The organism is Thiobacillus denitrificans DSM 12475 (assembly GCF_000376425.1).
Lineage (GTDB): Bacteria > Pseudomonadota > Gammaproteobacteria > Burkholderiales > Thiobacillaceae > Thiobacillus > Thiobacillus denitrificans.
This window is the reverse complement of the sequence record NZ_AQWL01000009.1, coordinates 65271-92005: the sequence shown is the minus strand read 5'-3', so window position 1 is coordinate 92005 and position 26735 is coordinate 65271. Positions and strand designations below refer to the sequence as shown.

General features: G+C 62.3%; 23 protein-coding genes. 13 read left to right on the top strand and 10 right to left on the bottom strand.

Annotated elements, in window-relative coordinates; genetic code table 11:
- Nucleotides 1–47 precede the first annotated feature (47 nt).
- The 4 genes from B059_RS0114005 to B059_RS0113990 are packed head-to-tail and all read right to left on the bottom strand — an operon-like array spanning nucleotide 48 to nucleotide 2620.
- Nucleotides 48–398, bottom strand: a complete 351-nt coding sequence (locus B059_RS0114005) for a DUF3147 family protein (RefSeq protein WP_018078882.1) — start codon at nucleotides 396–398, stop codon at nucleotides 48–50.
- Nucleotides 399–436: 38 nt separating this feature from the next.
- On the bottom strand, nucleotides 437–1936 hold the full coding sequence (gene lysS, locus B059_RS0114000; protein WP_018078881.1) for a lysine--tRNA ligase: 1500 nt from the start codon (nucleotides 1934–1936) through the stop codon (nucleotides 437–439).
- A 22-nt stretch (nucleotides 1937–1958) separates the two neighbouring features.
- Nucleotides 1959–2390 (bottom strand): type II toxin-antitoxin system VapC family toxin, encoded by a 432-nt coding sequence (locus B059_RS0113995; RefSeq protein WP_018078880.1) that lies wholly within the window; start codon nucleotides 2388–2390, stop codon nucleotides 1959–1961.
- Nucleotides 2387–2620: a type II toxin-antitoxin system Phd/YefM family antitoxin gene (locus B059_RS0113990; protein WP_018078879.1), complete on the bottom strand. Its 234-nt coding sequence runs from the start codon at nucleotides 2618–2620 to the stop codon at nucleotides 2387–2389. Before B059_RS0113990 ends, B059_RS0113995 begins: the two co-directional genes overlap by 4 nt.
- 83 nt (nucleotides 2621–2703) lie before the next feature.
- Between B059_RS0113990 and recQ the strand changes: the two genes are divergently transcribed.
- The 7 genes from recQ to B059_RS21125 all read left to right on the top strand — a co-directional run bounded on the left by recQ (nucleotide 2704) and on the right by B059_RS21125 (nucleotide 9353).
- Nucleotides 2704–4503: a DNA helicase RecQ gene (gene recQ / locus B059_RS0113985; protein ID WP_018078878.1), complete on the top strand. Its 1800-nt coding sequence runs from the start codon at nucleotides 2704–2706 to the stop codon at nucleotides 4501–4503.
- A 365-nt stretch (nucleotides 4504–4868) separates the two neighbouring features.
- Nucleotides 4869–5717: a hypothetical protein gene (locus B059_RS0113980; RefSeq protein ID WP_018078877.1), complete on the top strand. Its 849-nt coding sequence runs from the start codon at nucleotides 4869–4871 to the stop codon at nucleotides 5715–5717.
- A gap of 36 nt (nucleotides 5718–5753) precedes the next feature.
- Nucleotides 5754–6236, top strand: a complete 483-nt coding sequence (gene aprB / locus B059_RS0113975) for an adenylyl-sulfate reductase subunit beta (protein ID WP_038058853.1) — start codon at nucleotides 5754–5756, stop codon at nucleotides 6234–6236.
- The gene (gene aprA, locus B059_RS0113970; protein ID WP_018078875.1) at nucleotides 6236–8104 is read left to right on the top strand and encodes an adenylyl-sulfate reductase subunit alpha; all 1869 of its coding nucleotides are present in this window, start codon (nucleotides 6236–6238) and stop codon (nucleotides 8102–8104) included. Before aprB ends, aprA begins: the two co-directional genes overlap by 1 nt.
- 98 nt (nucleotides 8105–8202) lie before the next feature.
- Nucleotides 8203–8592 (top strand): hypothetical protein, encoded by a 390-nt coding sequence (locus tag B059_RS0113965; protein ID WP_018078874.1) that lies wholly within the window; start codon nucleotides 8203–8205, stop codon nucleotides 8590–8592.
- Between the two features lie 15 nt (nucleotides 8593–8607).
- The gene (locus tag B059_RS0113960; RefSeq protein WP_018078873.1) at nucleotides 8608–9117 is read left to right on the top strand and encodes an FKBP-type peptidyl-prolyl cis-trans isomerase; all 510 of its coding nucleotides are present in this window, start codon (nucleotides 8608–8610) and stop codon (nucleotides 9115–9117) included.
- 74 nt (nucleotides 9118–9191) lie between these two features.
- A complete protein-coding gene (locus B059_RS21125) occupies nucleotides 9192–9353 on the top strand; it encodes a hypothetical protein (RefSeq protein WP_018078872.1) in 162 nt (53 codons plus the stop codon).
- Nucleotides 9354–9452: 99 nt separating this feature from the next.
- Here the strand turns inward: B059_RS21125 and pepN are convergent, their stop codons facing one another.
- The 6 genes from pepN to B059_RS0113925 form a co-directional block, all read right to left on the bottom strand.
- On the bottom strand, nucleotides 9453–12155 hold the full coding sequence (gene pepN, locus B059_RS0113950; protein ID WP_018078871.1) for an aminopeptidase N: 2703 nt from the start codon (nucleotides 12153–12155) through the stop codon (nucleotides 9453–9455).
- 147 nt (nucleotides 12156–12302) lie between these two features.
- Entirely contained in the window at nucleotides 12303–12809 is a 507-nt protein-coding gene (locus B059_RS0113945) for an Hsp20/alpha crystallin family protein (protein ID WP_018078870.1), read from the bottom strand.
- A 58-nt stretch (nucleotides 12810–12867) separates the two neighbouring features.
- Nucleotides 12868–13266, bottom strand: a complete 399-nt coding sequence (locus B059_RS0113940; RefSeq protein ID WP_018078869.1) for an Hsp20/alpha crystallin family protein — start codon at nucleotides 13264–13266, stop codon at nucleotides 12868–12870.
- Nucleotides 13267–13278: 12 nt separating this feature from the next.
- Nucleotides 13279–13710 carry an Hsp20/alpha crystallin family protein gene (locus tag B059_RS0113935; protein WP_018078868.1) on the bottom strand — a complete coding sequence of 144 codons (432 nt, stop codon included), beginning with the start codon at nucleotides 13708–13710 and terminating at the stop codon, nucleotides 13279–13281.
- 224 nt (nucleotides 13711–13934) lie between these two features.
- A protein-coding gene (prfB, locus tag B059_RS20855) for a peptide chain release factor 2 (RefSeq protein ID WP_157273710.1) occupies nucleotides 13935–15039 on the bottom strand; the annotation gives its coding sequence in 2 pieces (ribosomal slippage) (nucleotides 13935–14957 and nucleotides 14959–15039; 1104 coding nt in all).
- 15 nt (nucleotides 15040–15054) lie between these two features.
- The gene (locus B059_RS0113925) at nucleotides 15055–16338 is read right to left on the bottom strand and encodes an MgtC/SapB family protein (RefSeq protein WP_038058878.1); all 1284 of its coding nucleotides are present in this window, start codon (nucleotides 16336–16338) and stop codon (nucleotides 15055–15057) included.
- Nucleotides 16339–16545: 207 nt separating this feature from the next.
- Between B059_RS0113925 and B059_RS0113920 the strand changes: the two genes are divergently transcribed.
- From B059_RS0113920 to B059_RS0113895, 6 genes are all read left to right on the top strand, one after another.
- The gene (locus tag B059_RS0113920; protein WP_018078865.1) at nucleotides 16546–17541 is read left to right on the top strand and encodes an ABC transporter substrate-binding protein; all 996 of its coding nucleotides are present in this window, start codon (nucleotides 16546–16548) and stop codon (nucleotides 17539–17541) included.
- Complete coding sequence (locus B059_RS19140; RefSeq protein ID WP_157273709.1) at nucleotides 17538–20375, top strand: EAL domain-containing protein; 2838 nt, start codon at nucleotides 17538–17540, stop codon at nucleotides 20373–20375. Before B059_RS0113920 ends, B059_RS19140 begins: the two co-directional genes overlap by 4 nt.
- A gap of 367 nt (nucleotides 20376–20742) precedes the next feature.
- Nucleotides 20743–21465 carry a PEP-CTERM sorting domain-containing protein gene (locus B059_RS0113910; protein WP_018078863.1) on the top strand — a complete coding sequence of 241 codons (723 nt, stop codon included), beginning with the start codon at nucleotides 20743–20745 and terminating at the stop codon, nucleotides 21463–21465.
- A gap of 452 nt (nucleotides 21466–21917) precedes the next feature.
- Nucleotides 21918–23300 (top strand): undecaprenyl-phosphate glucose phosphotransferase, encoded by a 1383-nt coding sequence (locus B059_RS0113905; protein WP_018078862.1) that lies wholly within the window; start codon nucleotides 21918–21920, stop codon nucleotides 23298–23300.
- A gap of 557 nt (nucleotides 23301–23857) precedes the next feature.
- A complete protein-coding gene (locus tag B059_RS20850; RefSeq protein WP_018078861.1) occupies nucleotides 23858–24523 on the top strand; it encodes a PEP-CTERM sorting domain-containing protein in 666 nt (221 codons plus the stop codon).
- A 245-nt stretch (nucleotides 24524–24768) separates the two neighbouring features.
- Nucleotides 24769–26646 (top strand): outer membrane protein transport protein, encoded by a 1878-nt coding sequence (locus tag B059_RS0113895; protein WP_026177535.1) that lies wholly within the window; start codon nucleotides 24769–24771, stop codon nucleotides 26644–26646.
- Nucleotides 26647–26735: the final 89 nt, after the last annotated feature.

The following is a 26735-nucleotide window of genomic DNA, read 5'->3' as shown; positions in this document are numbered from 1 at the left end:
GATAGGCCGGATTTTACCGGAAGCGCGCCGTGCGCAGGCGGGGTTGGCTACAGGCGAATTCCGAACGCAGCCAGCAGCCGGATCAGGCCCAGGTAGGCCAGCGCCGTGGCGGCGCTGGAAATGGTCAGGCTCGCCCAGAACCCCCAGCCACTGCGCAGCAGGATGGGCAGCAGCACGAACAGCAGCAGCGAAGGCAGCACCAGCCAAAAGATGCCGCCGGCGAGTACGGCCACCTTCTGCGCGTCGCCGGTATCGAGATATAGCCAGACGAACGCCAGCAGCGACGTCAGCGGCAAGGACGCCAGCGCCGCTGCCCAGAACGTGCTGCGCTTGGCCAGTTCGGCAATGGCGACGAGGATCAGCGCGGACAGGCCGATCTTGAGCGCGTATTGCCCCATGGGGAGGTCAGTCTTCGCGCCGCATCTGTGGGCGGTCTTTAAGCTTCCCGCCGCATCTGCGGGAACAGGATGACGTCGCGGATGCTCGGCGAATCGGTCAGTAGCATCACCAGGCGGTCGACGCCGATGCCGCAGCCCCCGGTCGGGGGCAGGCCGTGCTCGAGCGCGCGGATGAAGTCGGCGTCGTAGTGCATCGCCTCCTCGTCGCCGGCTTCCTTCTGCCGCACCTGTTCCATGAAGCGCTCGGCCTGGTCCTCGGCGTCGTTCAGTTCGGAGAAACCGTTGGCCATCTCGCGCCCGGTGATGAACAGCTCGAAGCGTTCGGTGATGTCGGGCTGGCTGTCGGAGCGGCGCGCCAGCGGCGAGACTTCGGCCGGGTAGTCGATGATGAAGGTGGGCTGGATCAGCAGCGCTTCGGTGGTCTCCTCGAAGAAGCTCAATTGCAGGCCGCCGAGGCCGTCCTGCGGCTTGTACTTGGCTTTCATCGCGGTGAACTGGGCGATCAGCCAGTCGCGGTCGTTCAGCTGCTCCACCGTGTACTGCGGGTTGTATTTGCGGATCGCCTCGACGATGGTGAGGCGGTCGAACGGCGTGCCGAGCTCGACGGTGTGGCCCTGATAGACGACCGTGGTGGAGCCGGTGGCGGCAACCGCGGTGTGGCGGATCAGCGCTTCGGTGTAGTCCATCAGGTAGCCGTATTCGCGGTAGGCCTCGTAGAACTCCATCATGGTGAACTCGGGGTTGTGGCGCGTCGACAGCCCTTCGTTGCGGAAGTTGCGGTTGATCTCGAACACCTTCTCGAAGCCGCCAACCACCAGCCGCTTCAGATACAGCTCGGGCGCGATGCGCAGAAACAGTTCCATGTCGAGCGCGTTGTGGTGGGTGGCAAACGGCTTGGCCGCGGCGCCGCCGGGGATAGGGTGCATCATCGGCGTTTCCACTTCGAGGAAGCCGTGGCCGGTCATGAACTCGCGGATGGACTGGATGATCTTCGAGCGGCGCATGAAGGTTTCGCGCGCCGTGTCGTTGGTGATGAGGTCGAGGTAGCGCTGGCGGTATTTCTGCTCCTGGTCGGCCAGGCCGTGGAATTTCTCCGGCAGCGGGCGCAGCGCCTTGGAGAGCAAGCGGATCGATCTGGCCTGAATGGTGAGTTCGCCCTTGTTGGTCTTGAACAGGGTGCCGGTCACACCGAGAAAGTCGCCCAGATCCCAGTGCTTGAAGGCGTCGTGCGCGTCGGTACCGGTGAGGTCGTTCGACACGTAGACCTGGATGCGCCCGCTCATGTCCTGCAGGGTGGCGAAGCTCGCCTTGCCCATCACCCGCTTCAGCATCATGCGGCCGGCCAGCTGCACCTCGACCGCCTCGGCTTCCAGCGCTTCCTTGCTCTTGTCGCCGTGTTCGGTGGCGAGCTTGCCGGCGTAGTCGCGGCGCTCGAAATCGTTGGGGAAGGCGACCCCGGCCTCGCGGATCGCGGCGAGCTTGGCGCGGCGCTCCATGATGATCTGGTTCTCGTCTTGTAGGGGTTGCTGCTCGTTCATGGTGGGTTCAGTAAAAAGTGGTTCAGTAAAAAATGGTGAGGGGCAGGCCGAGCGCGCGGGCGGCCTCGGCCTGATTCTTGTCGGCAGTGGCGAAGACTTTTGCGTCGTAATGGCGCGCGTAGGCCAGGTGCAGCGCGTCCAGCGCACGCAGCGGCACTTCGGGAACGAGGTCGATCAGCTGGCGGGCCTCATCGAAGAGGCCGGCGGTGTCCTGGTAGATGCGCCAGGTGCGTGCGTGCACGTCACGTTCGAATTCGGCCAGTACAACGCGCTCCAGCAGCAGATCGATCTGGCCGGCCCGGCGCCGGCGTGCCAGCAGGCAGCGAAACTCCACCAGGGTCAGGGGGCTCGTCACCACGCCATCCTGGGCGTCCGCCCAGTCGAGCACCTCCAGCGAGCGGGGTTCGCGGATGTAACATTTGGCCAGTGCGCTGGTGTCGATATAGGCGCTCAAGCGCGGTCCTCGCGCTCTTCTGCTAGAAGATCCTCGCTGGGCACGGCCTGCATGGGCTGGCTTTCCAGGAATTGTCGCAGCGAGCCAAACGCCTTCTTGCGCGGTTCTACCGGCAGGATGCGTGCCACCGGCTCGCCATGCTTCACCACCAGCACTTCGTCGGCATCGGCGAACATCTGGTCGGGGTGCGACAGGCCTTCGCGGGCTTCGCGGATGGTCAGGGTTTTCATGGGCAGCCTCCCGAGGGAAAAAACAGCGCAAAACGTGACACAATTATAGCCAATGTGACACACCGCCTCCAGTCTGTTTTTCCATGTCCGACACTCCTGTAAGCCTGCTCAACCGCGTCTTCGGCTACCCCGCGTTTCGCGGCGAGCAGGCGGCCATCGTCGATACCGTTACGGCGGGTGGCGATGCGCTGGTGCTGATGCCCACCGGCGGCGGCAAATCGCTGTGCTTTCAGATTCCGGCGCTGTTGCGCGAAGGCTGCGCGGTGGTGGTGTCGCCGCTGATCGCGCTGATGCAGGACCAGGTCGCGGCGCTGCAGGAACTCGGCATCGCGGCGGCGTTTCTGAATTCCAGTCTCGACGGCGCGGCCGCCGCGCAGGTCGAACGCGAATTCGTCTCCGGGCAGCTCAAGCTCCTGTATGTCGCGCCGGAACGGCTGCTGACGCCGCGCTTCCAGGGCCTGCTCGAACAGGCCCGCGTGTCCTTGTTCGCCATCGACGAAGCGCACTGCGTGTCGCAATGGGGGCACGACTTCCGCCCGGAATACCTCGGCCTGTCGGCGCTGCACGAACGCTTTCCCGCGGTGCCGCGCATCGCGCTCACCGCCACGGCGGATGCCGCGACGCGCGCCGAAATCCTCACCCGGCTTGATCTCGGCGCCGCGCGCGTCTTCGTCGCCAGCTTCGACCGCCCCAACATCCGCTATCGCATTGCCGAAAAGACCGAGCCGCGCCGCCAGCTGCTGGATTTCCTGGCCGAGCACAAAGGCGAAGCCGGCATCGTCTACTGCAGCACGCGCAAGAAGGTCGAGGAAACCGCCGACGCGCTCAGGCAGGCCGGCCTCACCGCGCTGCCCTACCACGGCGGCATGGACAACGAGACGCGCCGCCGCCATCAGGAAAAATTCCTGCGCGAGGACGGCGTGATCATGGTCGCCACGCTCGCCTTCGGCATGGGCATCGACAAACCCGACGTGCGCTTCGTCGCGCATCTGGACCTGCCGCGCTCGGTCGAGGGCTACTACCAGGAAACCGGCCGCGCCGGTCGCGACGGCGAACCGGCCGAGGCGTGGATGGCGTGGGGCCTGCAGGATGTGGTGACGCAGCGCCGTTTCATCGACGAGGGCGAGGCCGAAGACAGCCACAAGCGTATCGGCCACGCCAAGCTCGACGCCCTGGTCGGCCTCGCCGAAGCCGCCAGCTGCCGTCGCGTCGCGCTGCTCGCCTACTTCGGCGAGGCCAGCCCGCCGTGCGGCAACTGCGACGTGTGCCTCAATCCACCCACGCTGTGGGATGGCACCGAGGCCGCGCAGAAGTTGTTGAGCACGGTCTACCGCACCGGCCAGCGCTTCGGCGCCGGCCACGTCATCGATGTGCTGCTCGGCAAGACCACCGAGAAAATCGATCGCTTTGGCCACAGCCAGCTGAGTGTGTTCGGCATCGGCGCGAGCCAGACCGACAAGGTTTGGCGCGCCGTGCTGCGCCAGCTGGTGGTGCGCGGGCTGCTCGAGGTCGATCACAGCGCCTACGGCGCGTTGAAACTCACCCAGGCCGCCAGGCCGGTGCTGAAGGGCGAGGAAACCGTGATGCTGCGCGCCATCGAAGCGCGCCCGGCACGCAGCAGGAAATCGCGCTTCGCCCCCAGTTCCGGCACCGGCGTCCACGACGACGAGGATCCGCTGTTCCTCTCGCTGCGCGCCTGGCGCCGCGAAACCGCCAACGAGAAAGGCGTGCCCGCCTACGTCATCCTGCACGACGCCACCCTGCGCGAGATCGCTGCACGTCGTCCCGCCACGCTGACGGAGCTGGGCGAGATATCGGGACTGGGGACGAAGAAGCTGGAGGCCTACGGCGAGGCGGTGCTGGGGGTGGTGGCGGAGGGTTAACCGGCACTATTGCCGTAAGTTTCGTCTGTCAGACGCGGGCTTGCGCCGGCAACCCAGAGGTGAAGCCGTGAATAATAGGGTTGCCCGGTAACGCGAACAGAAACCTCCGCATTGAGAACCGTCGACATTCTCCGCTCGTTTCTCGGCCGGTAAATTTCCCTTGAAAATAAAGCTGTCTACCCTATGGTGCATGAATTGAGTTGCGCCATAGAGATTGACCGAGGATGCCAAATCACGGAGCGACAGCGAATTGCGAGTCGGGGCATCGGGGCAGTGTGTTTTCAATATGTATCTCCAGGCGCCTAGCTATTTCGTATACGAAGGACTCGTGTTCGTATTTTTGAGGCCTGAGGAGACCGGATGCCATGATCGCTAGCAACCCCTTCGCCGAACTCGCCGCGGTCATCCCCCCGGCTGCGATGCAGGCATACGTCGTGCTGATGCTCCTTCTGGTGGTGGTCGGGACGGTGCTCGACATGCTTCACAAGAAAAGTGCCCGGTATTTTTTCGAGAATGCCAGGAAGGCCAGGAAGAACGCGACGCGCACGCTAGGTACGGGCGAAAAAAGCGCACTGGCCTTGAAGACCGTCGGCAAGGAGGTGCTGACCTCGGGCGAATTCGCCAATCTGAAGCGCCGCATTTCGCACCTCTTCACCATGTACGGCTTCATCATTTTTGTCGTCACCACGGCGATACTGATCTTTGCCTATCCGACCCTGGAAGATTCGGCGCCGGCCATCCTGGCGCTGCTGTGGCACCTGGGCGCGGTCATGCTGTGCCTGGGGGGGTACTGGTTCTGGTTCAGTATCCGTGTCGACGTCGCCTCCGAGGGCGTCAAGTGGTATCGGTTGAACGGGCGCGGAGACCTTTTCATCATCGGCCTGCTTGGCATGGCCACCTTCGCGCTGCTCTGGTCTTTCACCATGGGACTCGGCACGCTGAACATGCTGTTCTTCATATTGTTCGTCGCCTTCAGCACGCTGCTCTTCGGCTCGGTGTATTGGTCCAAATTCGCGCACATGTTCTTCAAGCCCGCGGCCGCTTTCCAGAAGCGCGTCATCAAGGCGGATGGTTCGAGGGAAAACATGCCCGCCATCTACGATCCGTCGGATCCTGAAGTGCAGGCGAGGTTTCCTGATGTCCCGGCCTACCTGGGGGCCCATCCGCCCAATATGGGACTGGGCATCAAGCGTGAAGCGCCCAGCCATTTTTAATGGCCCTACCAATCCAGCAGAATCGAGAGGTACACCATGCCTACCTTTGTGTACATGACACGCTGCGATGGCTGCGGACACTGCGTCGACATCTGTCCGTCGGACATCATGCACATCGATAAAGTCACGCGGCGCGCCTACAACATCGAGCCGAACATGTGCTGGGAGTGCTACTCGTGCGTCAAGGCCTGTCCGCATGATGCGATCGATGTACGCGGTTACGCCGACTTCGCCCCGCTGGGCCACTCGGTACGCGTCCGTCGCGACGAGGAAAAAGGCGTCATTGCCTGGCGCATCAAGTTCCGCAACGGCGAAAAGGACATGGAGCTGCTGGCGCCGATCACGACCAAGCCCTGGGGCAAACACATCCCGCAACTCTCCGCTGTGCCCGCGCCCAGCCAGGCGATGCGTGATAGCCAGTTGTTGTTCAACGAGCCCAAATACATTCGCATGGACGAAGGCGATCTGCATACGCTGGAATCGAACCGCCTCGTGATGAAGGAAGGGGTGTACTACTGATGGCTTACAAGACCATTGTCGAAGACAACATCGACATCCTTGTCGTAGGCGCGGGCCTGGGCGGCACGGGTGCTGCGTGGGAAGCGCGCTACTGGGGGCAGGACAAGAAGATCGTCATTGCCGAAAAGGCCAACATGGACCGTTCGGGCGCAGTGGCCCAGGGCCTCTATGCGATCAACTGTTACATGGGCACGCGTTGGGGCGAGAACAAGCCTGAAGATCACGTCCGTTACGCGCGGATGGACCTGATGGGGATGGTGCGCGAAGACTTGCTGTTCGATATGGCGCGTCACGTCGACTCCGCCGTTCACCAGTTCGAAGAGTGGGGCCTGCCGATCATGCGCGACCCCAAGACCGGCCACTATCAGCGCGAGGGGCGTTGGCAGATCATGATTCACGGCGAATCCTACAAGCCGATCGTCGCCGAGGCGGCCAAGAAATCCGCCGACAAGGTCTTTAACCGGATCTGCATCACCCATCTGCTGATGGATGACGCCAAGGAGAATCGCGTGGCCGGGGCGGTCGGCTTTAACGTCCGCACCGGGGATTACCACGTCTTCAAATCCAGGACGGTGATCGTCGGCGCGGGCGGAGCCTCCAACATCTTCAAGCCGCGCTCAGTGGGTGAAGGTGCGGGCCGCGTCTGGTATGCCCCGTGGTCGTCGGGCTCGGCCTATGGCCTGATGATCCAGGCGGGCGCAAAAATGACCCAGATGGAAAACCGTATCGTACTGGCGCGATTCAAGGATGGTTACGGTCCGGTGGGAGCTTACTTCCTGCACCTCAAGACCTACACGCAGAACTGTAATGGCGAAGAGTACGAGTCGAAGTGGTTCCCCGCGCTGACTGAAATGGTCGGCAAGGAATATCTGGATACCGAGGGGCAGCATCTGTCCCACAAGCCTATTCCGACCTGTCTGCGCAACCACGCATTCATTTCCGAGGTGAACGCCGGTCGCGGTCCTATCCACATGGTGACGATGGAGGCCTTCCAGGATCCGCATCTGGAGGAGATCGGCTGGCATAACTTTCTTGGCATGACCGTGGGCCAGGCCGTGCTGTGGGCGGCGACCGATGTCAATCCGAAGTATGAAAACCCGGAACTGACCACCTCCGAGCCGTATGTGATGGGCTCGCACGCGACCGGTTGCGGCGCCTGGTGTTCAGGCCCCGAGGATATTTCCCCTCCGGAGTACTACTGGGGCTACAACCGCATGACCACGGTCGAGGGTCTATTCGGCGCGGGCGATGCCGTCGGCGGCACGCCGCACGCGTTCTCGTCGGGCTCGTTTACCGAAGGCCGTCTGGCCGCCAAGGCTGCGTGCAAATACATCGACGACGGCAAGGCCGAGGGCATCCAGGTTTCTGATACGCAGATCCGGCGCCGCGGTGAAGAAATCTTCAAGCCGATGGAGCATTACAAGGTCAACCGCAACGAAATCACGGCGGGTAGCGTCAACCCGAACTACATCAATCCCCGGCAGGGCCTCGACCGTCTGCAGAAGCTGATGGACGAGTACTGCGCAGGGGCGACGGTCAACTACATGACCAACGACAAGCTGCTGCAAATCGGCCTGAAAAAACTCAAGATCATGGAAGAGGACCTTGAGAAAATTGCCGCCGAGGACATCCACGAACTGCTGCGCGCCTGGGAGCTGAAGCATCGCCACCTCACCTCTGAGGCGGTCATGCAACACACCCTGTTCCGCAAGGAAACCCGCTGGCCGGGTTACTACTATCGGGGGGATGCGATGAAGCTCGACGATGCAAACTGGCATGTCCTCACCGTATCGCGTCGCGATCCCGCGACCGGCGAATACACCATGGAAAAAGCCCCGTGCTACCACCTGGTCGGCAAGGACGAGTAAACCGCGGCCGCGACACCAGCCTGCTGGCCGCCGCTATCTTCCCTGAAAACCCGCACGTTCCTGCGCAGGTTTTTTCGCGACCCTACAAGGAATTGCCCATGACCACTTCTGTCGTTCAGGCCACCCCCCAGACCTCCATGAACATCATCGAACACAGCGACGAGGCGATTCTGGAGCTTGCCCACCCTATGTGGCGCGACCTGATTAAATACTCCAACCAGGGGCAGTACGGAAAATTCATCCGCAAGTTTTCCTACGACCTGCTGCTCGGTCTGAATGAGATCGAACTCGGCAAACAGTTCGCCAACAGCGAACTGACCCGAAGCCTGCACCCGGAATGGGATTACCTGGGCATCATCCGGAGAGGCCGGCATGTCACGGTGCTGTACCGGGTCCGCAGCACGAAGAAGGAAGGTGAATGGCTCGGGCGTCTGGTGCTGGGCTATGAACAGGGCGAGGTACGCATCTTTGCCGCCTCCATTTTCTGAAACTTCAGGACATCCATGAAAGCCATCGTCGAAGCCAACAAATATGTCGAACTGACCTACAAGGTGATCGACCGGAAAACACGCCAGGTGCTGACGCTGGTCGAGTTTCCTCTGGGCTATGTTCACGGCGTCAACGCGATCTTGTCGCCCCGGGTCATGGACGCGCTGGAGAGCAAATCCGAGGGCGATATCATCGAGGTACACATAGACTGCAACGACATATACGGCCCCCGGGATGAAGCACTGGTGATTATCGAAGCCATCGCGAATGTCCCTGAGGCCTACCGTGAAGTCGGCACGGCCATCCTGATGGAAAACGACAATGGCCAAACCAGGAGTTTTCTGGTGACCCGGGTGGACGCCAGAACGGTGACGATTGACGGCAATAACCCGCTGTGCGGCCGGGAAGTGATTTTCAAGCTTGAAATACTAAGGGTACGTGATGCCACGGATGAGGAAATCCGGTACGGCGGCAAGGTGGAAGCGTCCCCTGCCCTGAACGACTGTCGCGCCGTTCCCATTTGAATGGTGCGCAAATCGCATCCGCGACAGGCCTGATGTCGGCCAAGCCCCCCATTTCCAAAGAGACGAGGTAAACCATGAGCGAACCCACCAAAACCAAGCGTCCCGTCCCGGAAGGCAAATCACGCTTTCTGACAACCCGGCAAAAAGCGCCGACCGAGAAGGGTTACGTCGGTTACGAGACTATCTGGGAACCGTTCCATAAAGTGGTGAAATACACCACGCCCAAGAAGCCGTAAAAGCGCAGGCCACGCTCACCTGACAGGTCGGGCCGATAGCGGAGCGGCCAACAAATCCCGCATCATCGCCCTGCATGGGCAATGCGCCAACCTTGCCGGTCAAGCCTTCAACGCATTCCCCACCACCTCCGCCACATCCTTCGCCAGATCCTCGACTGCCGCGATGCGCTCCAGCGCGGCGCGCGCGTGCGCCTGCCGGCCCGCGTCGAACTGACGCCAGCGGTCGAAGCTGCGGGCGATGCGTGACGCGACCTGCGGATTCATCGCCTGCAGGTCGCTGATGACGTCGGCGGCCAGCGCGTAGCCGCTGCCGTCGGCGGCGTGGAAGTGGCGCGGGTTGGCGCCGCAGAAGCCGCGGATCAGGGCGTAGACGCGGTTGGGGTTTTTCAGGTCGAAGGCAGGGTGCTGCATTAGCGCGCGCATGTGGCCGACGGTGCCGGGCAGGCGCGAGGTGGCCTGCACCGAGAACCACTTGTCGATGACCAGGGCTTCGGTTTGCCAGTGCGAGTAGAAATCGGCGAGTGCGGCTTCGCGTTCGGGCAGGTCGAGGTTGGCGAGCGTGGCCAGCGCAGCGATCTGATTGGTCATGTTGCCGCCCGCCGCGAGCTGGGCGGTGAGGCGCGGCACGACCGACGCCTGCAAATACTCCGCATCGCTTTCGGCGAGATAAGCGAGGCAGGCGTTGCGCAGGGCGCGCTGGCCGACCTGCGAGCCGTCGGGGGCGTAGGCGGTGGTGGGGGCGAGGGTGGTCCACACGGCTTCGAGTTTGTCGCGTAGGCGGGCGGCGAGGTGGCGGCGCAGGGTCACGCGTGCGGTGTGGATGGCTTCGGGGTCGATGGTGTCGCCCTGGGCAACCACCGCTTCGGCGAGCACGGCTTCGGCAGGCAGGTTGAGCGCTTCGGCGGCGAGCGCGGGGTCGCCGGCGAGGCCGTCGTCGAGGACGCGGCCGCAGGCGGCGACGAAGGCGTCGGGTATCCAGTCGGTGCCGCTGCCGCCGGCGGCGACGCCGGCGAGCAGGACGCGTGTTGCCAGCCGCTGTCCGGCTTCCCAGCGGTTGAAGGCGTCGGAGTCGTGGGCCATCAGGTGCGCGAGCTCAAAGTCGGTCTGGTCCAGTTCGAGCAGCACCGGCGCGGAGAAATCGCGCAGCAGCGAGGCGACCGGCGCAGCAGGCACGCCTTCGAAGATGAAGGTCTGAGTGGGTTCGGTGAGCGACAGCACGCGGGTGGTGCCGACGGCGTTCGGCTCGCCGGCGAGTCGCAGCGGCGCGTCGCTGCCGTCGGGCAGGACGAGGCCGAGCGCGACGGGAATGTGCAGCACGCCCTCGACGACCGGCTGCCCCGATTCGGCCAGTCGCTTTTCGTAGGCGGTGGGCGCGAGATGCTGGGTGAGCGTGAGCGTGTAGCGCCGGGCCACGGCGTCGTACGCCGTTTCGGCATGCAGGCGCGGCGTGCCGGCGCGCGCGTACCAGCGGCGGAACTGCGTGAGATCGACGCCGGAGGCGTCCTGCATCGCTGCGACGAAATCCTCGCAGGTGACGGCCTGGCCGTCGTGGCGCCGGAAGTAAAGATCCATGCCGCGGCGGAAAGCGTCGCGTCCGAGCAGGGTGTGCATCATGCGGATGACTTCCGCGCCCTTGTTGTAGACGGTGGCGGTGTAGAAATTGTTGATCTCGGCGTAGGAGGCCGGCCGGATCGGGTGCGCCATCGGTCCCGCGTCTTCGGGGAACTGGCCGATGCGCAGGGCGCGCACTTCCTGGATGCGCGTGACCGCGCGCGAATGCGTGTCGGCGCCGAATTCCTGGTCGCGGAATACCGTCAACCCCTCTTTGAGCGACAGCTGGAACCAGTCGCGGCAGGTGACGCGGTTGCCGGTCCAGTTGTGGAAGTACTCGTGCGCCACCACGCGGTCGATGCCCTGGTAGTCGGCGTCGGTCGCGGTGTCGGGACGCGCCAGCACGTATTTCGTGTTGAAAATGTTGAGGCCCTTGTTCTCCATCGCGCCCATGTTGAAGTCGCCGACAGCGACGATCATGTAGCGGTCGAGGTCGTATTCCAGCCCGAAGCGCTGCTCGTCCCAGCGCATGGCTTTTTTCAGCGCCGCCATCGCGTGGCCGCACTGGTCGAGCTTGCCGGGTTCGACGAAAATCTGGAGCTGCACGCGGCGGCCGGACGCGGTCACGTATTCGTCTTCCAGCACGTCGAGCCTGGCCGCCACCAGCGCGAACAGGTAGCAGGGCTTGGCGTAGGGGTCTTCCCAGCGCGCCCAGTGGCGCGTCGCATCGCCGGCGCACGCACCGGCTGCGACGGGATTGCCGTTGGATAGCAGCTGCGGAAAGCGTTCGCGGTCGGCTTCCACCGCGCAGCTGAACTTTGCCATCACGTCGGGCCGGTCCGGGAAGAAGGTGATGCGGCGGAAACCTTCCGCCTCGCATTGGGTGAAATAGCCGTCTTTCGACCGGTACAGCCCCGACAGCTGGGTGTTCTTGTCCGGATGAATGCGCACCACGGTTTCCAGCATGCATTCATCCGGCAGCGACGCGTCAATCGTCAGCCGTTCGCCGGCCTGAGCGTAGCGTGCCGGGTCGAGTGGTGTGCCGTCGAGCGTGAGGCTGACCAGTTCCAGTGCCTCGCCGTTCAGTACCATCGGGCCGGCTACGGCGGCTGGATTGCGGCGGCAGGCGAGACGGGTTTTGACGTCGGCATGCCCCTCGAAAATTGCAACATGAAGATCGACGGTGTCGATCAGCCAGGCGGGCGGGGCGTAATCCTTGAGATACAGCGTGACGGGCGTTTCGGTGCGCATGGAGTCTCCGGCGGCGGGCAGAAGGAATGCCGTTGGGCAATGGGAAGGAGATTACACCCGGTTTTCGATGGGCAGGCCGGGATAATCCCTGAAACCGGCCCTATTGTGGATGACGCGCGCGCAGCCGGGACTCGCGGCATGCGCCGCTCATTCCACCGCGATGCTCACCGCACGGCTGCGCCCGGGAGACGACTTGGGCAACTCTACCCGCAGCACGCCGTTTTTGTAGCTCACCCGCGCTTCGTCGGCCTTGACCTCGGCGGGCAAGGGAATCCGGCGGCGGAAATTACCGTAGGCACACTGCATCACCCGCCAGCGGCCTTCGGTCGATTCGTGGGCAAAGCGTTTTTCGCCGTGAACCAGCAGAGCGTCGTCGAGCACCTCGAGTTTGAGGTCTTCCTTTTCCATTCCGGGCACTTCGATCCGCACCACCAGGCGCTGATCGTCCTCGAACACGTCGCCGCCCAGCATCGACCATCCCTGGCTGGGGATGTAGGCGGTATCGTCCACGGCCGCAGCAGGCGGCAGGTTGGTCGCGTCGCCAGGCTTGAAGCGGGTCAGCGCACCCGCGGCGGAACGCCATAAGTGGCGGCCCCCCTCGGCCACGTTGTCCCACAGGGTCTCGACATTTTCCTTCAGGTTATCGAATCTCATCCCGAATCTCCTTGTTCATGTACCGTTGCCGGAGCGCAGGGATGCGCTCCGGCAACGGTTACGCAGCGCGCACTTCAATGCGTCGCGGCTGCGCGTGTTCCGCCTTCGGTATGCGCAGTTTCAGCACGCCATTGCTGAATTCGGCGCCGACCTTCTCGGTGTCCAGCTCCTTCGACAGCGTGAACGCTCGGTGATAGCGGACCAGACCCACTTCCGCATGACTGGGCTGCATACCTTCGGGCATGTCGAGCGCGATGTCGGCATCGATGGTTAGCCGGTCGGCTTCGATATGCAGGTTCAGTTTGTCCTTGGGTACGCCTGGCAGATCGGCATAGAGCGTGATGCCGCCGGCATCCTCGATGACGTCCACCGGCGGCAGCAGCGCAGCCTCGGCGCGCGCGGCGTCAGTGTCGGACTGGGTGGTCCGGGTCTGGGTGGCAAGCGTGTTGTCGGCCATGGTCGTTGCTCCTCAATGAATGGCAATGCGGCGCGGTTGCGCGCTTTCGCTGCGGGGAATGCTGATGTGCAGCACGCCGTCGCGGTATTGCGCCTCGCAGGCGTTGGCGTCGACGTCGTCGGGTAATGCCACGACACGGCGGAAACGGCCGGCGTAGCGTTCGTTGATGTGCACGGCGGCCTTCTCCGCCATTTCGTCGTCCTTGCGTTCGCCGGCGACGGTCAGCACGCCTTTTTCGATCTGCACCTCGAGGCTGGCCGGATCGATGCCGGGGGCAAAGGCATAAATCTCCACCGATTTCGCGGTGCCGCCGATATTCAGCGCAGGAAAACCGCGCGCGAGGCCGCGGATATTCGGGGAAAGGTCCAGGGCCTGCTGCATTTCACGCTGCAGGCGATCCATGTCCGCGTACAGGTCGCGGGGAAAAAACGAGCGATAGAGCATGTCGTAACCTCCTTGGATAAACGGGGATAAAGGGTACCGGCTTCCCTTCTTTAGGATCTATGTGCGGCCTGCTGGAATTCAAGGGGCGCGTGCCAGGCGGAACCCTGATGCGCCCACCGATCGGGCGGCGTGGCTGTAGGACGGACGGAACCCATGCGTCGGCGGGCGACGCATGTTGACGTGGACCCGCGCGGCCCGACGGCCGGCGGCTGCGAAGGGGACGTTTACACGCCTTGCTTGAGGCTGGCTTCGATGAACACGTCCAGGTCGCCGTCCAGCACCTTCTGCGTGGCGGAGACTTCGACGTTGGTGCGCAGATCCTTGATGCGCGAGTTGTCGAGCACGTACGAACGGATCTGGTGGCCCCAGCCGACATCCGATTTGCCGGCTTCGAGCTTGTCCTGTTCGGCCTGACGTTTGCGTAACTCGGCTTCGTAGAGCTTCGATTTCAGCATCGACATCGCCTCGGCGCGGTTCTTGTGCTGCGAACGGTCGTTCTGGCACTGCACCACGATGCCGCTGGGCAGGTGGGTGATGCGCACCGCCGAGTCGGTCTTGTTGATGTGCTGGCCGCCGGCGCCGGACGCGCGATAGGTGTCGATCCTGAGGTCGGCGGGGTTGATTTCCACCTCGATCGAATCGTCGGCTTCCGGGTAGACGAACACGCTGGCGAAACTGGTGTGGCGGCCGCCGGACGAGTCGAACGGGGACTTTCTCACCAGGCGGTGCACCCCGGTTTCGGTGCGCAGGGTGCCGTAGGCGTAGTCGCCCTCGATCTTGATGCTGGCGGACTTGATGCCGGCGACGTCGCCCTCGGATTCTTCCAGCAGTTCCGCCTTGAAGCCCTTGCGCTCGGCGTATTTCAGGTATTGCCGCAGCAGCATCGATGCCCAGTCGCAGGCCTCGGTGCCGCCGGCACCGGCCTGGATGTCGATGAAGCAGTTGCTGGGGTCGGCCGGATTGTTGAACATGCGGCGGAATTCCAGCGTGGAGACATCCTTTTCGATGGTCTCGATGTCGGACTGCACCGCGGCGAGGGTATCGTCGTCGTTTTCCTCGCGTGCCATCCCGAACAGCTCGGCTGCATCCTTCAGGCCCGATGCCACGCGGTCGAGCACCAGCACCACGTCTTCCAGCGACTTGCGTTCGCGGCCCAGTTCCTGGGCGCGGGCGGCGTCGTTCCAGAAGTCGGGCGCTTCGGACAGGCGGACTACTTCTTCGAGGCGGTCTTTCTTGTGATCGTAGTCAAAGAAACCCCCTGAGCTGGGTGGCACGCTCGCCCAGGTCGGCGAGGCTGGATTCGATCTGATTGAGGCTTTCGGCTTCCATGATGGTGTTCGGCGTTTATGCGGAAAAGCCGCGAATTATAGCCCAGGCCGCGACCAGCCCCAGTCCCGCCGCGCCCATGCCGGCGATGGCGTGGCGCGCCATCTGCCCGCCGCCGATGGCGAGGGTGAGCGTGGATTTGAAGACCAGATTGGCCAGCACCGCAAGGGTGATGATGTTGACCACGCCCTCCACCGACAGCTTGTCCAGATTGTGCAGGCGCAGGCTCGACAGCGTGATGGCGTCGACGTCGGTCAGCCCCGACACCAGCGCCACCGCATACAGGCCGCGCGTGCCCAGCAAGTCGGACAGCCAGGCCGCCGCCAGCAGCACCACCCCGTACATCAGGCCGAAGCCGAGCGCCGTACGCAGTTCGGTAGGGTTTTCAATCGCCAACTCCGGCAGCTCGCCTTGTGGCCGCAGGCGCTGCACACCGTAGGCGGCGCCGATGCCGCCGACGATCAGTCCGCCGAGCAGCACCGGCAGCAATTGCGGCAGGACCGAGGGCGCGACAACCGCGGCCAGCACGCCCAGCCGCACCAGCACCATCAGGTTGGCCAGCACGATGACGATCACCGCGACCGGTATCATGTCGCGGCTGGCGCGGGCGTGGCGGCTGAACGCCAGAGTCGTGGCGGTGGACGACACCAGCCCGCCGAGCAGGCCCAGCATCACCGCGCCGCGCTGCTGCCCGACCAGGCGCAACGCGGCGTAGCCCGCCAGTCCCACGCCGGCGATCAGTACCACCATCCACCAGATCTGATACGGGTTGAGCGCGCCGTAGGGGCCGTAGTTGCGGTTCGGCAGCAGCGGCAGGATGATCAGCGCCAGCACTGCAAACTGCAGCATCGACAGCAGGTCACGCCGCGAAATCCGCTCGCTCAGGCCGCGCAGCTCGGGCTTGAAATACAGCAGCAGGGTGGTCGTAATCCCCAGCATCACCGCCAGCTGGGTTTCGTCGTGCCATACCAGCACGCCAAGCCCGTAGCACAGCATCAGCGCCGCCACCGTGGTCGTTCCCGGGTCGCCGTCGGCTTGTTGCGGCGCGCGCACGTAGGCTGCAATGATCATCGCGCCGACCAGCATCAGACCCACAGCGATCAGCCATGGCTCGCCCAGCGCCGTTGCCAGATGCGCCGCCAGCACCCCCAGCAGCGCGGTCAGCGCAAACGTGCGCAGGCCCGCCTTCGCCGCCGGATTGCGCTCGCGCTCCAGCCCCATCAGCAGGCCGATCGCCAGCGCCACCACGTAGCGCGGCAGCGAGGTCAGTTCGGCGGGTAACCAGGCGATCAATTCTTCCATCTCGTTTGTCTCAGCAAAAGGCAATACAGCGTTGAAGCTTGCCATTCCGGCATCAATCCAGCGATCATCTGCCTACTGGTTATAGGGGCATTATCCTGTCTGACCGGCCGGATAACGGCCTGACTAACCGAAAATAACGGGGCGAGTACATGAGATATTGCCCATGAATCCGGTTTCCCGGCAAAAAACAGTGGGTCCGGAAGGCCGATGACGGACCGCCGGCTAAAGGGTGTGGAGATGGACAAGGGGCGCCGTCGTTTTCTTGCGGCCAGCGCACTGGCGCCGCTTGCGCTGGCCGCAGGCTGCAGCGGCCCGCCGCCACTCACGCGCGTCGGGGGCATGCTCTGGATCGGTTCCGAACCCCTGTTTCTTGCGCGTGAACTGGGACTGTATGACGCCAATACCCTGCGTCTGGTGGAAATGCCCTCCAACACGGCCAATCTCATGTCGCTGGCCACAGGGGATGTGGAAGCGGCCACGCTCACCCTCGACGAATACCTGCTTGCCCGCGAAGGCGGGCTGGACGTGCGCGCCATTCTGGTCTTCGACGATTCCGCCGGAGCGGATGTCATCATGAGCCGCCCCGGTATCGAACGGCTGGAGGATCTCAGGGGCAAACGCATTGGCGTGGATGAGACCGCCGCTGGTGCGCTGATGCTGGTCAAGTCGCTCGAAGCGGCAGGCTTGACGCCCCGCGACATCGTCAAGCTGCGGATTACCGGCGACCACCAGCTGCGGGCCTACCTTGCGGGCAAGGTGGATGCGCTGGTCAGCTGGGAGCCCTTCGCCACGCAGCTGCAGGCAGAGGGCGCGCGGCGCCTGTACGACAGCAGTCATTTTCCCGGCCTGATCGTGGACACGCTGGTGGCGCGGACCGATGCCCTGGAACGGTCTCCCGACAGCTTCCGGCAATTGCTGGCGGGCTATTTCCGGGCGCTGGATTATCTGCATGCCGCACCCGACGACGCCTTTCGCCGCATGGCTCCACGCCTTGGCGTCAGCCCGGACAAGGTGCGCGCGGCACTCGCGGGCATCCGCTTCATGGATCTTGCGGCCAACCGTGGCTGGCTGGAGGAGCCCAGCCCCGGCCTTGTGCCTGCGGCCGGCAACGTCGCTCGCATCATGGTTTCCGCCGGATTGCTGAGGCAATCACCCACGCTGGCAGGACTGGCCGATCCGCGTTTTCTGCCGGTGTCGCCATGAGGATGCGGCGTCTGCCCCTGCGCATCACCCTGCCGGTCGGGCTGGCGCTGCTGCTGCTGGTGGTGCTCGGGGTGTCGCTGGTGAATGTGCTGGACAAGCGCCTGGACCAGCTTGGCCAGCAGGCCAGGATGGATATCCTGACCCACACCGCCCATCTGGCGCGCATGGCGGAGCAGGGCTGGGAAACCAGCCGGGAACTGGTGGAAGCGGATATGGCGCAGGTGGCGGCCGACCAGCGCACGGAGGCCGTGCTGCTGCTCGACGACAGCGGCCGCGTGCTGGCGGCCCACCGCTATGCCTGGCGCGGCCGACTCGTTACCGAGGTGCTGCCGGGTTTCGACATGCGTCGCTTCGCCCTGATCAGGCAAGGGAAGCTCCCGGTATTTTTTCCGACCACTGCGGACGGGGTGCACATCGCCGCCATGCAGCCGTTCCAGCTGGCGGGCGAAGCGCAGCAGTTGCGCAGCCGGCGGCAGGGCGCGGTGTACGTCGGATTCGATCTCGCTCGCGACCGGCTGATGATGCGCGAGTTCGTGTTCAAGGCGCGTGCGGCGGACCTGACCGCCAGCCTGCTGCTGATCGGTCTCCTGGGCTGGATGCTGCATCGCCATGTGGCCTCGCCACTGGGACGCCTGGCGCAGGCGGCGGATACCCTGCGCAGCGGGCAGCTGGATGTGACGGTGCCGGAAGAGGGCGCACTGGAAATTGCGAAGCTGGCCGGAAGCTTCAATGCCATGGCGCGCGCTATTCAGGAGACGCAGGCAAACCTGGCCACCAGCGAGGAACGGCTGGCCATCACCCTGCATTCCATCGGCGATGGCCTGCTGGCTACCGATACCGGGGAACGGATTACCCTGATGAATCCGGTGGCGGAAAGCCTCACCGGCTGGACCCAGGCCGAAGCCCTGGGGCGGCCCATCGCGGACGTATTCGTGATCGAAAATGCCCTCACCGGCGCGCCGGCAGAGATTCCGGTGGCGCGCGTCGTCCGCGAGGGGCAGGGGATGGGGCTGGCCAACCATGCCGTGCTGGTAGCGCGCAACGGTGCGCGCTACCACATCGCCGACAGCGCTGCCCCGATCCGCAATGCCAAGGGCGCTTTGCAGGGCGTGGTGCTGGTATTCCGCGATATCTCGGCGGAATACCGGCTGCGCGAGGACCTGGCCAACAGCGAACAGCATTTTCGCGACCTCGCCAACAGCGGACAGGCGCTGGTGTGGACTGCCGGACCGGATATGGCGTGCGATTATGTCAACGAGCTCTGGCTGCGCTTTACCGGCCACTCGCTGGAGCAGGAACTGGGTTCGGGTTGGGCCGAAGGGATCCATCCCGAGGATCGTTCGCGCAGTGTCGAGGCCTGTCGCGAGGCCTTCGACCGGCGGAAGCCGTTTTCGATCGAATACCGGCTGCGTAACGCCAGCGGCGAGTATCGCTGGGTCATCGACCGGGGCAGTCCGCGCTACGATACCCAGGGCCAGTTCCTCGGCTATGTCGGGCACTGCATGGACGTCACGGACGCCAAGCGGGCCGAAGCCGAAATCGAACGCCTGGCCTACCATGATGCACTGACGGAACTGCCCAACCGCGTCCTGTTCCTCGACCGGCTGGCCCAGGCGCTCGCGGCTGCGCGCCGCAACCGGCGCTACGGCGCCGTGCTGTTCGTCGATCTCGACCAGTTCAAGCGCATCAACGATGTGCATGGCCATGCGACGGGAGACGCCGTGCTGCGCGAAGTGGCCAGGCGGCTGGCGTACGCCCTGCGCCAGGAAGACACGGTGGCGCGGCTGGGCGGCGACGAGTTCGTGATCCTGCTGCCCGATCTGGCGGCAAATCCGGAGGATGCCGGCGCTCTGGTCATGGCGGTGGCAGAGAAAATCCGCAGCATGCTGGATAACCCGGTAAACATCGGCGGCCAGGAATACCTCGCCACCGCCAGCATCGGCATCACCCTGTTTCCGAAGAAAACAGAAAGTGTCGACGACCTCATGCGCGAGGCCGATACCGCCATGTACCGGGCCAAGGAGGGCGGCCGCAACGCCCTCGCCTATTTCGAGCCCGCCATGCAGGAAGCCGTCGCCGAGCGCTATGCCCTCGATCACGAATTGCGCGAGGCGGTGCGCGACCGCAGCTTCGAACTGCATCTGCAATCGCAGGTCGATGCCGGCGGCAGGGTGATCGGGGCCGAAGCGCTGGTGCGCTGGCGGCATCCGCGCCGTGGTCTGGTGATGCCGTCGAGCTTCATTCCGCTGGCCGAAGAATCCGGCCTCATCGTGCCGCTGGGCGAGTGGGTGCTGCGCGAAGCCTGCACCCTCATCGCCCAGCTCGACGCCGCAGGCCGCGGCCTGCGCATTGCCGTCAACGTCAGCCCACGGCAGTTTCACCAGGCCGATTTCGTGCAGCGGGTCAGGGAAATCCTTGCCGCCACCGGCGCCGACCCCACCTATCTCACGCTGGAAATCACCGAAAACCAGCTGGTCGAGCACGCCTCCGAGTCGGTGGCACGCATGACCGAACTGGCGGCGCTGGGTCTGCGCTTCGCCATCGACGATTTCGGCACCGGCTATTCTTCGCTGGCTTACCTGAAGCGCCTGCCCCTGTCCGAATTGAAAATCGACAAGAGCTTCGTGCATGACATTCCGCACGACCCCAATGACGTCGCCCTGGTGGAGACGATCCTGTCGATGGCTCGCCATCTGCATTTCGAAGTGGTGGCCGAAGGGGTGGAAAACGAAGCCCAGTTCGCCTTCCTGCGCCAGCAGGGCTGCGAGCGCTTCCAGGGCTATTACTTCCAGCGCCCGCAGGAGATGCATGCCTGGGCCGACCGTTTGCTGTAGTTTCGGGCGCGCGCCATGCCGCGCTGTCGGGCTTCTTTACATCCCGGCATGGTTCGCCATGGGTTTGCCGTGTTACAGAAAAAAAAACAGCAAGCAAACAAGAGGATGATGCGAAAAGTGCCTCCCCGGCATGCATGTTGCTTAGCCCGCCCGGTCAAGTGGATGTTTTTTTTTGACTTTTTTCCGCGAAGCCGGATGCCATGTGGCGCAAGCGAACGGCTTGCCGGGCGCAGCGTAGGCATACTGTAAAAAAACGATAAAAACGATAGAAAAACGATACAAAGCAAACGCCCTGCCTCGGATGTCGTCGAGCAGGCGTCCAGGGGAGTCATATTGGGTTCTCAGGAACCGATAGGAGGAGTGCAAAATGAAATTACTCAAACAAACGGCAGTCGTGCTGGGCCTGACGGCCGCGATGCTGAGTGGCCAGGCGCTGGCCATTCCCGTCACGGTTGCGGGCGCCACCGTCAGCTTTACGTTCGACAGCGGCTTGAGCGGGCTTTTCGGCACGCCAACGGTAGTGGGCGACATCCTGTCCTTCACGCCCACTACCTACAAGGCGCAGGCTTTCAATGGCTCAGGGTTCGCTGCCGCCAGCCAGACGTTCAACATCGTGGTCAACGCCCATTCCGGCTATCTGCTGTCGGCCGTCAACCTGACGGAAGACGGCGATTACTACAATATCGGTGCGGGCTCCAGCGTGGCGGTGGGCGGCAAGCTCCTCGTGCGTGACCTGGAAGCGCCGCTGCTGCCCGCTGCCAGCGGCAAAATCAAGACCGCCCTGCCGCTCACCGCTGTAACCAGCATGGCGGATTTCCAGACCACCGACTGGACGTCCCATACGGGCGTGACGATCCCGGCCGGCTGGGGCGGAGTGGACGGTATAGTCAACGGCGTCAACGTCACCATCGAAAACATCCTGCTTGCCAACAGCATCAGCGCCGGCAGTGCCGCTTTCATTGAGAAAAAATTTGCCGCGCTCGCCATCGTCACCGCGCCCGTTCCGGAGCCGCAGACCTATGCGTTGTTCCTTGCCGGGCTAGGCTTGATCGGCTTTGCGGCGCGCCGCAAGTCACGCGCGCCCACCTGATCGCCGATTACCGCAGTCCCGTTTCCCGGCTTCAGGCAGAAAGCTTTTTTGCAGGCCGGGTGATCGGGTTCCGCTATCACCCGGCGGCGGGAAGATGGCCGCACGGTGGTGCGGATCGTGGGTGTTTTCTGTCGGACGACCGATCCGGTTTATTCATGGTCGTGTATGTGATAGAAGGGTGGGCGAGCCCGGGTTGGTACAAACGTTCCATGCGTTCGGTCCAGGTTTTTTTCCGTCATGACAGACGGCCGTCCGCAGCGCGGATAAACCGGATCGGGCTATCGAAGCCGCAGCGAGCGCCGTCGATTTCACGGTCCGGTAACCTTCGGTTTTTGCTTTTGCCAGATAATTCACCCGAACCCGGGATCGCCCCGGCCAGGGCTACGACAAAAAAATAATTCGCCTGTCCACAGGCCTGAGGAGAAACGCATCGGCACGATGCGTTTGGAGTGATGACAAACCATAATCAGTGGCTGTTTCGGCAGCAGCTTTCCGTCGTCTCGTTGACTAAGATCCTGCTCGACCCCTTCGTGGCGGTGCTGGTGCTGATCGGCTGCACGCTGTATTACGACGAACCGTTCCGTGGCCCGTATCCCATCCTGGCCCTGATCGTCTTCACCCTGACCTTTCCCGGCAAATGGCCCGAAGTCACCCTGCGCGCCTTCTGGAACGAGGTCGTCATGCCCTGGTTCTTTTTGTCCGGGCTGATCCTACTGTTCGGCTATTCCACCGGCTATCTCGACTGGTTCCCCCCCGATCTGGTGATGGCGTGGATGCTCGCCACCCCCATCGCCATGTGGGTGGCGCATCGGGTAGTGCGCAAGCTTCTGCCGCGCCTGCTGCTGCTGGAAGGCGGACGCCGCCGCGCCCTTATCGTCGGCGCGGGGCATCTGGGCACCGAATTGCGCGGCCGCTTCGCCAACGACCGCGCGCTGGGCGTGGATGTGGTCGGTTTTTTCGACGACCGCGCCGTCGAACGCACCGAACTGGCCGACCCGAAAAAACTGCTCGGCAAGCTGGCCGACATCCCCAGCTACGTCAACCGCAACGGCATCGACCTCGTCTACATCACCCTGCCGATGGCCGCCCAGCCGCGCACCCTGGGCCTGCTCGACGCCCTGCGCGACACCACCACCTCGGTCTATTTCGTGCCCGACATCTTCGTCTCCGACCTGATCCAGGCGCGGGTCGACCACATCCACGGCATGCCCGTGGTAGCGCTCACTGAAACCCCTACCCTCGGCGTGTCCGGCATCGGCAAACGCATCAGCGATCTTGTCATCGCCAGCCTCATCCTGCTGATGATCTGGCCGCTGCTGCTTGTCCTGGCCGCCGGCGTCAAGCTGTCCTCGCCCGGCCCCGTCATTTTCAAGCAGCGCCGCTACGGCCTCGACGGCCAGGAAATCCTCGTCTACAAATTCCGCTCCATGCGTGTCTGCGACGATGGCGACATCATCCGCCAGGCCGGCCGCAGCGACCCCCGCATCACCCGCTTCGGTGCCTTCATCCGCCGCACCTCGCTCGATGAACTGCCGCAGTTCATCAACGTCTTGCAGGGCCGCATGAGCGTGGTCGGTCCGCGCCCCCATGCCGTCGCCCACAACGAGCAGTACCGCAAGCTCATCAAGGGCTACATGCTGCGCCACAAGGTCAAGCCCGGCATCACCGGCTGGGCCCAGGTCAACGGCCTGCGCGGCGAGACCGAAACCCTCGACAAGATGCGCGCCCGCGTCCAGTACGACATCGACTACATGCGCAACTGGTCGCTGGTGTTCGACCTCATGATCATTGGCAAGACTCTCGCCGTCGTCTGGCGCGACCAGAATGCGTATTGAATACGCAAGATTCAAGAGACAGGTTGCAAGGGGGTATCACCTGTGCTGAGCATCCGCCTGCTGAACCTTGAATCTTGAACTGGCGAGGCCAGGCCCCACGGCTGCATATCCCCGCCCAAGGCAAAACTGGATCTATGTTCATATCAATTAAACATATGAACAAACGATTTGTCGATAAATTTTACACATCAATAAAATAGAGTATAAAAATACCATCTAATTGATACAAAACAACTAATTCCATATTAACGCCCAGGAATCCTGTCTGGCTTTCATTTTTCATGGCCTGTTTAGCCATTTTTTTGGTCATTTTTGTCGGATTATTTTACAGACATGATCCAAACCTACTAGTCGCAGCATCCAAAACAACTAGATAAAATTGTTAAATGATTGATTGTAAAAGCCATAAATAAAAATTCTGCCAAGCTGGAACGGCCATTGCTAAGTGCTTGTCGCCGCGAAGGTAACTATTCGGTGCAAAGAATATTTACACCATGTGGCAGGAGGATGTAGTTGATAAATCGATCGATACATATCTACATGAGGAGACTTAAAAAATGAAATTCACAAAAACCTTATTGGCAGTTGCGCTTGTCGGTGCTTCCAGTGTTGCCCTGGCTGATCCGGTAAATTGGACCGGAGAATTCATTATGAAGAACCCGGGTGGTTTCAATATGGATGCCAGCGATAACCAGGCTGGCGACGCGGCTGCGGTAACGGGTCAGATTGATATTGCAGCGGGCACTTTCAGCCTGGTAGCCACCGATACCTTCCAATGGACCTCCTGGACCGCCAATGGTGGCACGCTGTACGGAACTGGTACCCACACTGTCAGCGTCAATGGTGATGGCTCGAACGAATTGTCAGGCATTGCCAATGCTCCGCTGGCGAACGGTGATGGCTTCTACACCTTTACGGTGGGCGCAGGCCAACTTGGTGGCAACATCAACTTTAACTGGGGCGCAACCTCTGGCATTGACGTGTTCCTGGTATGGGACGTGGCCACCTCTGGTGGCGTGACTACTTATACCTCCACGGACGTCGAGGGCGATGGCATTCTGGGTGCCCGCATGGTAGACGGTGCCTTCCCCGGCTTTAGCGCCAACTTCAATATGCAGCACGTCGCTGCAGCCCCCGTTCCCGAAGCTTCGACCTACGGCATGATGCTGGCTGGTCTGGGCCTGGTGGGCTTCGCAGTGCGTCGTCGCAAGTTGACGGCCTGATTGAATGCGGCTGATAGGCCGCTTCAATTGTCCCGGTCAGCCCGGCCGGGACTCAAGCAATACGGCGGGTTAACCCGCCGTATTGCTTGTTTGGGTCTATCCAACATTCTGTACAAGGTCTGTTCGGTGATCACTGTGTGGCACTACATATAGGCATGCCACCTGTAATCTTGAACCAGCCTTTGGGGAGAGCGGAATACCTCACCCATTGGGCTCTCAATTCCAATAAAACTCCCGGAGGAGATATGCGTTTCACTCTAAAACACGCGGTGTTAACCGCGGCCTGTATGGCTGCGTTCCCGGTTCATGCCACCAATGGTTATTTCCTGCCGGGTTTTGGAATCCGGTCACAGGGTATGGGTGGTGTTGGTATTGCTTATGGCCGTGATTCCCTGTCCACCGCGGCTAACCCGGCCAATGCGGTCAATATTGGCATGCGCGGCGATATGGGCTTCGCTGTGTTCAATCCAGAGCGGCATGCTGCCGTGGGTGCCGATGCAGGTGGCGATTATTTTTATGGATTTCATGGAAATGTCGAAAGTGACGCGAAGTATTTCATCATGCCGGAAATGGGATTCAGCATGCCGCTGGATGACAAGCTACATGTTGCCCTTGCCGTAGTTGGCAACGGAGGGATGAATACAACCTATCCGGATAACTTTTTCTCATTCAATGACAGTGTTCCACCAAGGGACCAGAAAGTTGGTGTGGACATGATGCAGGTATTGGTCCCGATAACTGTCGCCTACAAGATCAATGAAGAACATGCTATCGGTGCCTCGCTTGTGCTGGCTGAAACGCGCTTTCGTGCGTACGGGCTCGCTGCTTTCCCATATTTCCAAACATTAGCGCCTGTTTTCAAAATCACGTCAGATCCGGCCCATATGACGGATAACGGTTTTGATTATAGTTATGGTGCAGGTATCCGCTTAGGCTGGCTGGGTAAGTTCATGGACGACCGGCTGAACGTCGGCCTGACCTACGCGTCCAAGGCCTATATGACCAAGTTTGACAAGTACCGAGGTCTGTTTGCGGAGCAAGGCGATTTCGATATACCAGAAAACTACGGTATTGGTATTGCGATCAAGCCTGTCAAGAATCTGGTTGTTGCCGCCGATGTTATGCGGATCAATTACAGCAATGTTGCCTCGGTGGGTAATCCTGGAATGAGTTCGCCCGTTGGGCCAATGGGCATACCTTCTGTTGCCGACACAATCAAGACGGGGACAACAGACAAGCAACTGGGCATGGACAATGGTATGGGTTTCGGTTGGACCGACCAGACTGTCTACAAACTGGGCGTTCAGTATGGCGTGAACAACAAGCTAAAGCTGCGGGCTGGCTACAACTACGGCAAGAGCCCAATTCCGGACAACCAGGTGACTTTCAACCTGTTGGCTCCTGCCACGGTGGAACGGCATTACTCGTTGGGCTTCACTTACAAGGCGAATGACAACCTGGAAGTTTCTGGGACGTATATGTATGCAGCCTCAAACAGCCAGACGGCTTGCGGCCAGAATATCCTTAATTGCGCCTCGTTCAACATGCACCAGAACATGTTCGGCCTCACCTTCGGCTGGGTGCTCGACCCGGGCCCGGTCGCGCTGGAAGAATACGGCGAAAGCGACTGGGCCGGCATCAACTTCGACGGCTGGTATGCAGGTCTGGGAATCGGGCAGTCGAAATACGGGGACATTGACGAAGCCTCTGCCAATACCCGCACCGAAGGCTGGAAGGTTTACGGCGGCTACCAGTTCAACAAGTACCTCGGCGTCGAGGGCGGTTATGCCAATCTCAACGACATGACGGCCAGAACCGGAGCGGTCGTCACGAACGTGGCGGCCGATGCCTGGACACTGGGCGCAGTGGTCAGCTATCCGGTTACCGGGAAATTGTCGGTGATGGGCAAGCTGGGTGCGGCCTACATGCTTGCCGACGTCAAGGTGAAGAACGGTACCGCACTCACGGTGCGAAGCGGCGACGACAGCTATGAGCCCAACTATGGGGTGGGCATCAGCTACGCGCTGCTCGACAATCTGAATCTTCGCGTCGAGTGGGAACGCTTCGACCGGAAAGAATATGACATCGACCTCGTGACGGCAGGTATGGCACTGGAATTCTGATCGCCCAGCCGGAATCGTTTTGTCAAGCCGGGGGCGGTGTTCCCGGCTTTTTGTGTTCAGGAAGTACGCAAGGGAGCGCGAATGGCAGC

Coding starts and splice junctions, on each gene's coding strand:
- B059_RS0114005 (WP_018078882.1), bottom strand. CDS start 398: ATGGGGCAATACGCGCTCAAGATCGGCCTGTCCGCGCTGATCCTCGTC.
- lysS (WP_018078881.1), bottom strand. CDS start 1,936: ATGAACGAGCAGCAACCCCTACAAGACGAGAACCAGATCATCATGGAG.
- B059_RS0113990 (WP_018078879.1), bottom strand. CDS start 2,620: ATGAAAACCCTGACCATCCGCGAAGCCCGCGAAGGCCTGTCGCACCCC.
- recQ (WP_018078878.1), top strand. CDS start 2,704: ATGTCCGACACTCCTGTAAGCCTGCTCAACCGCGTCTTCGGCTACCCC.
- B059_RS0113980 (WP_018078877.1), top strand. CDS start 4,869: ATGATCGCTAGCAACCCCTTCGCCGAACTCGCCGCGGTCATCCCCCCG.
- aprB (WP_038058853.1), top strand. CDS start 5,754: ATGCCTACCTTTGTGTACATGACACGCTGCGATGGCTGCGGACACTGC.
- aprA (WP_018078875.1), top strand. CDS start 6,236: ATGGCTTACAAGACCATTGTCGAAGACAACATCGACATCCTTGTCGTA.
- B059_RS0113965 (WP_018078874.1), top strand. CDS start 8,203: ATGACCACTTCTGTCGTTCAGGCCACCCCCCAGACCTCCATGAACATC.
- B059_RS0113960 (WP_018078873.1), top strand. CDS start 8,608: ATGAAAGCCATCGTCGAAGCCAACAAATATGTCGAACTGACCTACAAG.
- B059_RS21125 (WP_018078872.1), top strand. CDS start 9,192: ATGAGCGAACCCACCAAAACCAAGCGTCCCGTCCCGGAAGGCAAATCA.
- pepN (WP_018078871.1), bottom strand. CDS start 12,155: ATGCGCACCGAAACGCCCGTCACGCTGTATCTCAAGGATTACGCCCCG.
- B059_RS0113945 (WP_018078870.1), bottom strand. CDS start 12,809: ATGAGATTCGATAACCTGAAGGAAAATGTCGAGACCCTGTGGGACAAC.
- B059_RS0113940 (WP_018078869.1), bottom strand. CDS start 13,266: ATGGCCGACAACACGCTTGCCACCCAGACCCGGACCACCCAGTCCGAC.
- B059_RS0113935 (WP_018078868.1), bottom strand. CDS start 13,710: ATGCTCTATCGCTCGTTTTTTCCCCGCGACCTGTACGCGGACATGGAT.
- B059_RS0113925 (WP_038058878.1), bottom strand. CDS start 16,338: ATGGAAGAATTGATCGCCTGGTTACCCGCCGAACTGACCTCGCTGCCG.
- B059_RS0113920 (WP_018078865.1), top strand. CDS start 16,546: ATGACGGACCGCCGGCTAAAGGGTGTGGAGATGGACAAGGGGCGCCGT.
- B059_RS19140 (WP_157273709.1), top strand. CDS start 17,538: ATGAGGATGCGGCGTCTGCCCCTGCGCATCACCCTGCCGGTCGGGCTG.
- B059_RS0113910 (WP_018078863.1), top strand. CDS start 20,743: ATGAAATTACTCAAACAAACGGCAGTCGTGCTGGGCCTGACGGCCGCG.
- B059_RS0113905 (WP_018078862.1), top strand. CDS start 21,918: ATGACAAACCATAATCAGTGGCTGTTTCGGCAGCAGCTTTCCGTCGTC.
- B059_RS20850 (WP_018078861.1), top strand. CDS start 23,858: ATGAAATTCACAAAAACCTTATTGGCAGTTGCGCTTGTCGGTGCTTCC.
- B059_RS0113895 (WP_026177535.1), top strand. CDS start 24,769: ATGCGTTTCACTCTAAAACACGCGGTGTTAACCGCGGCCTGTATGGCT.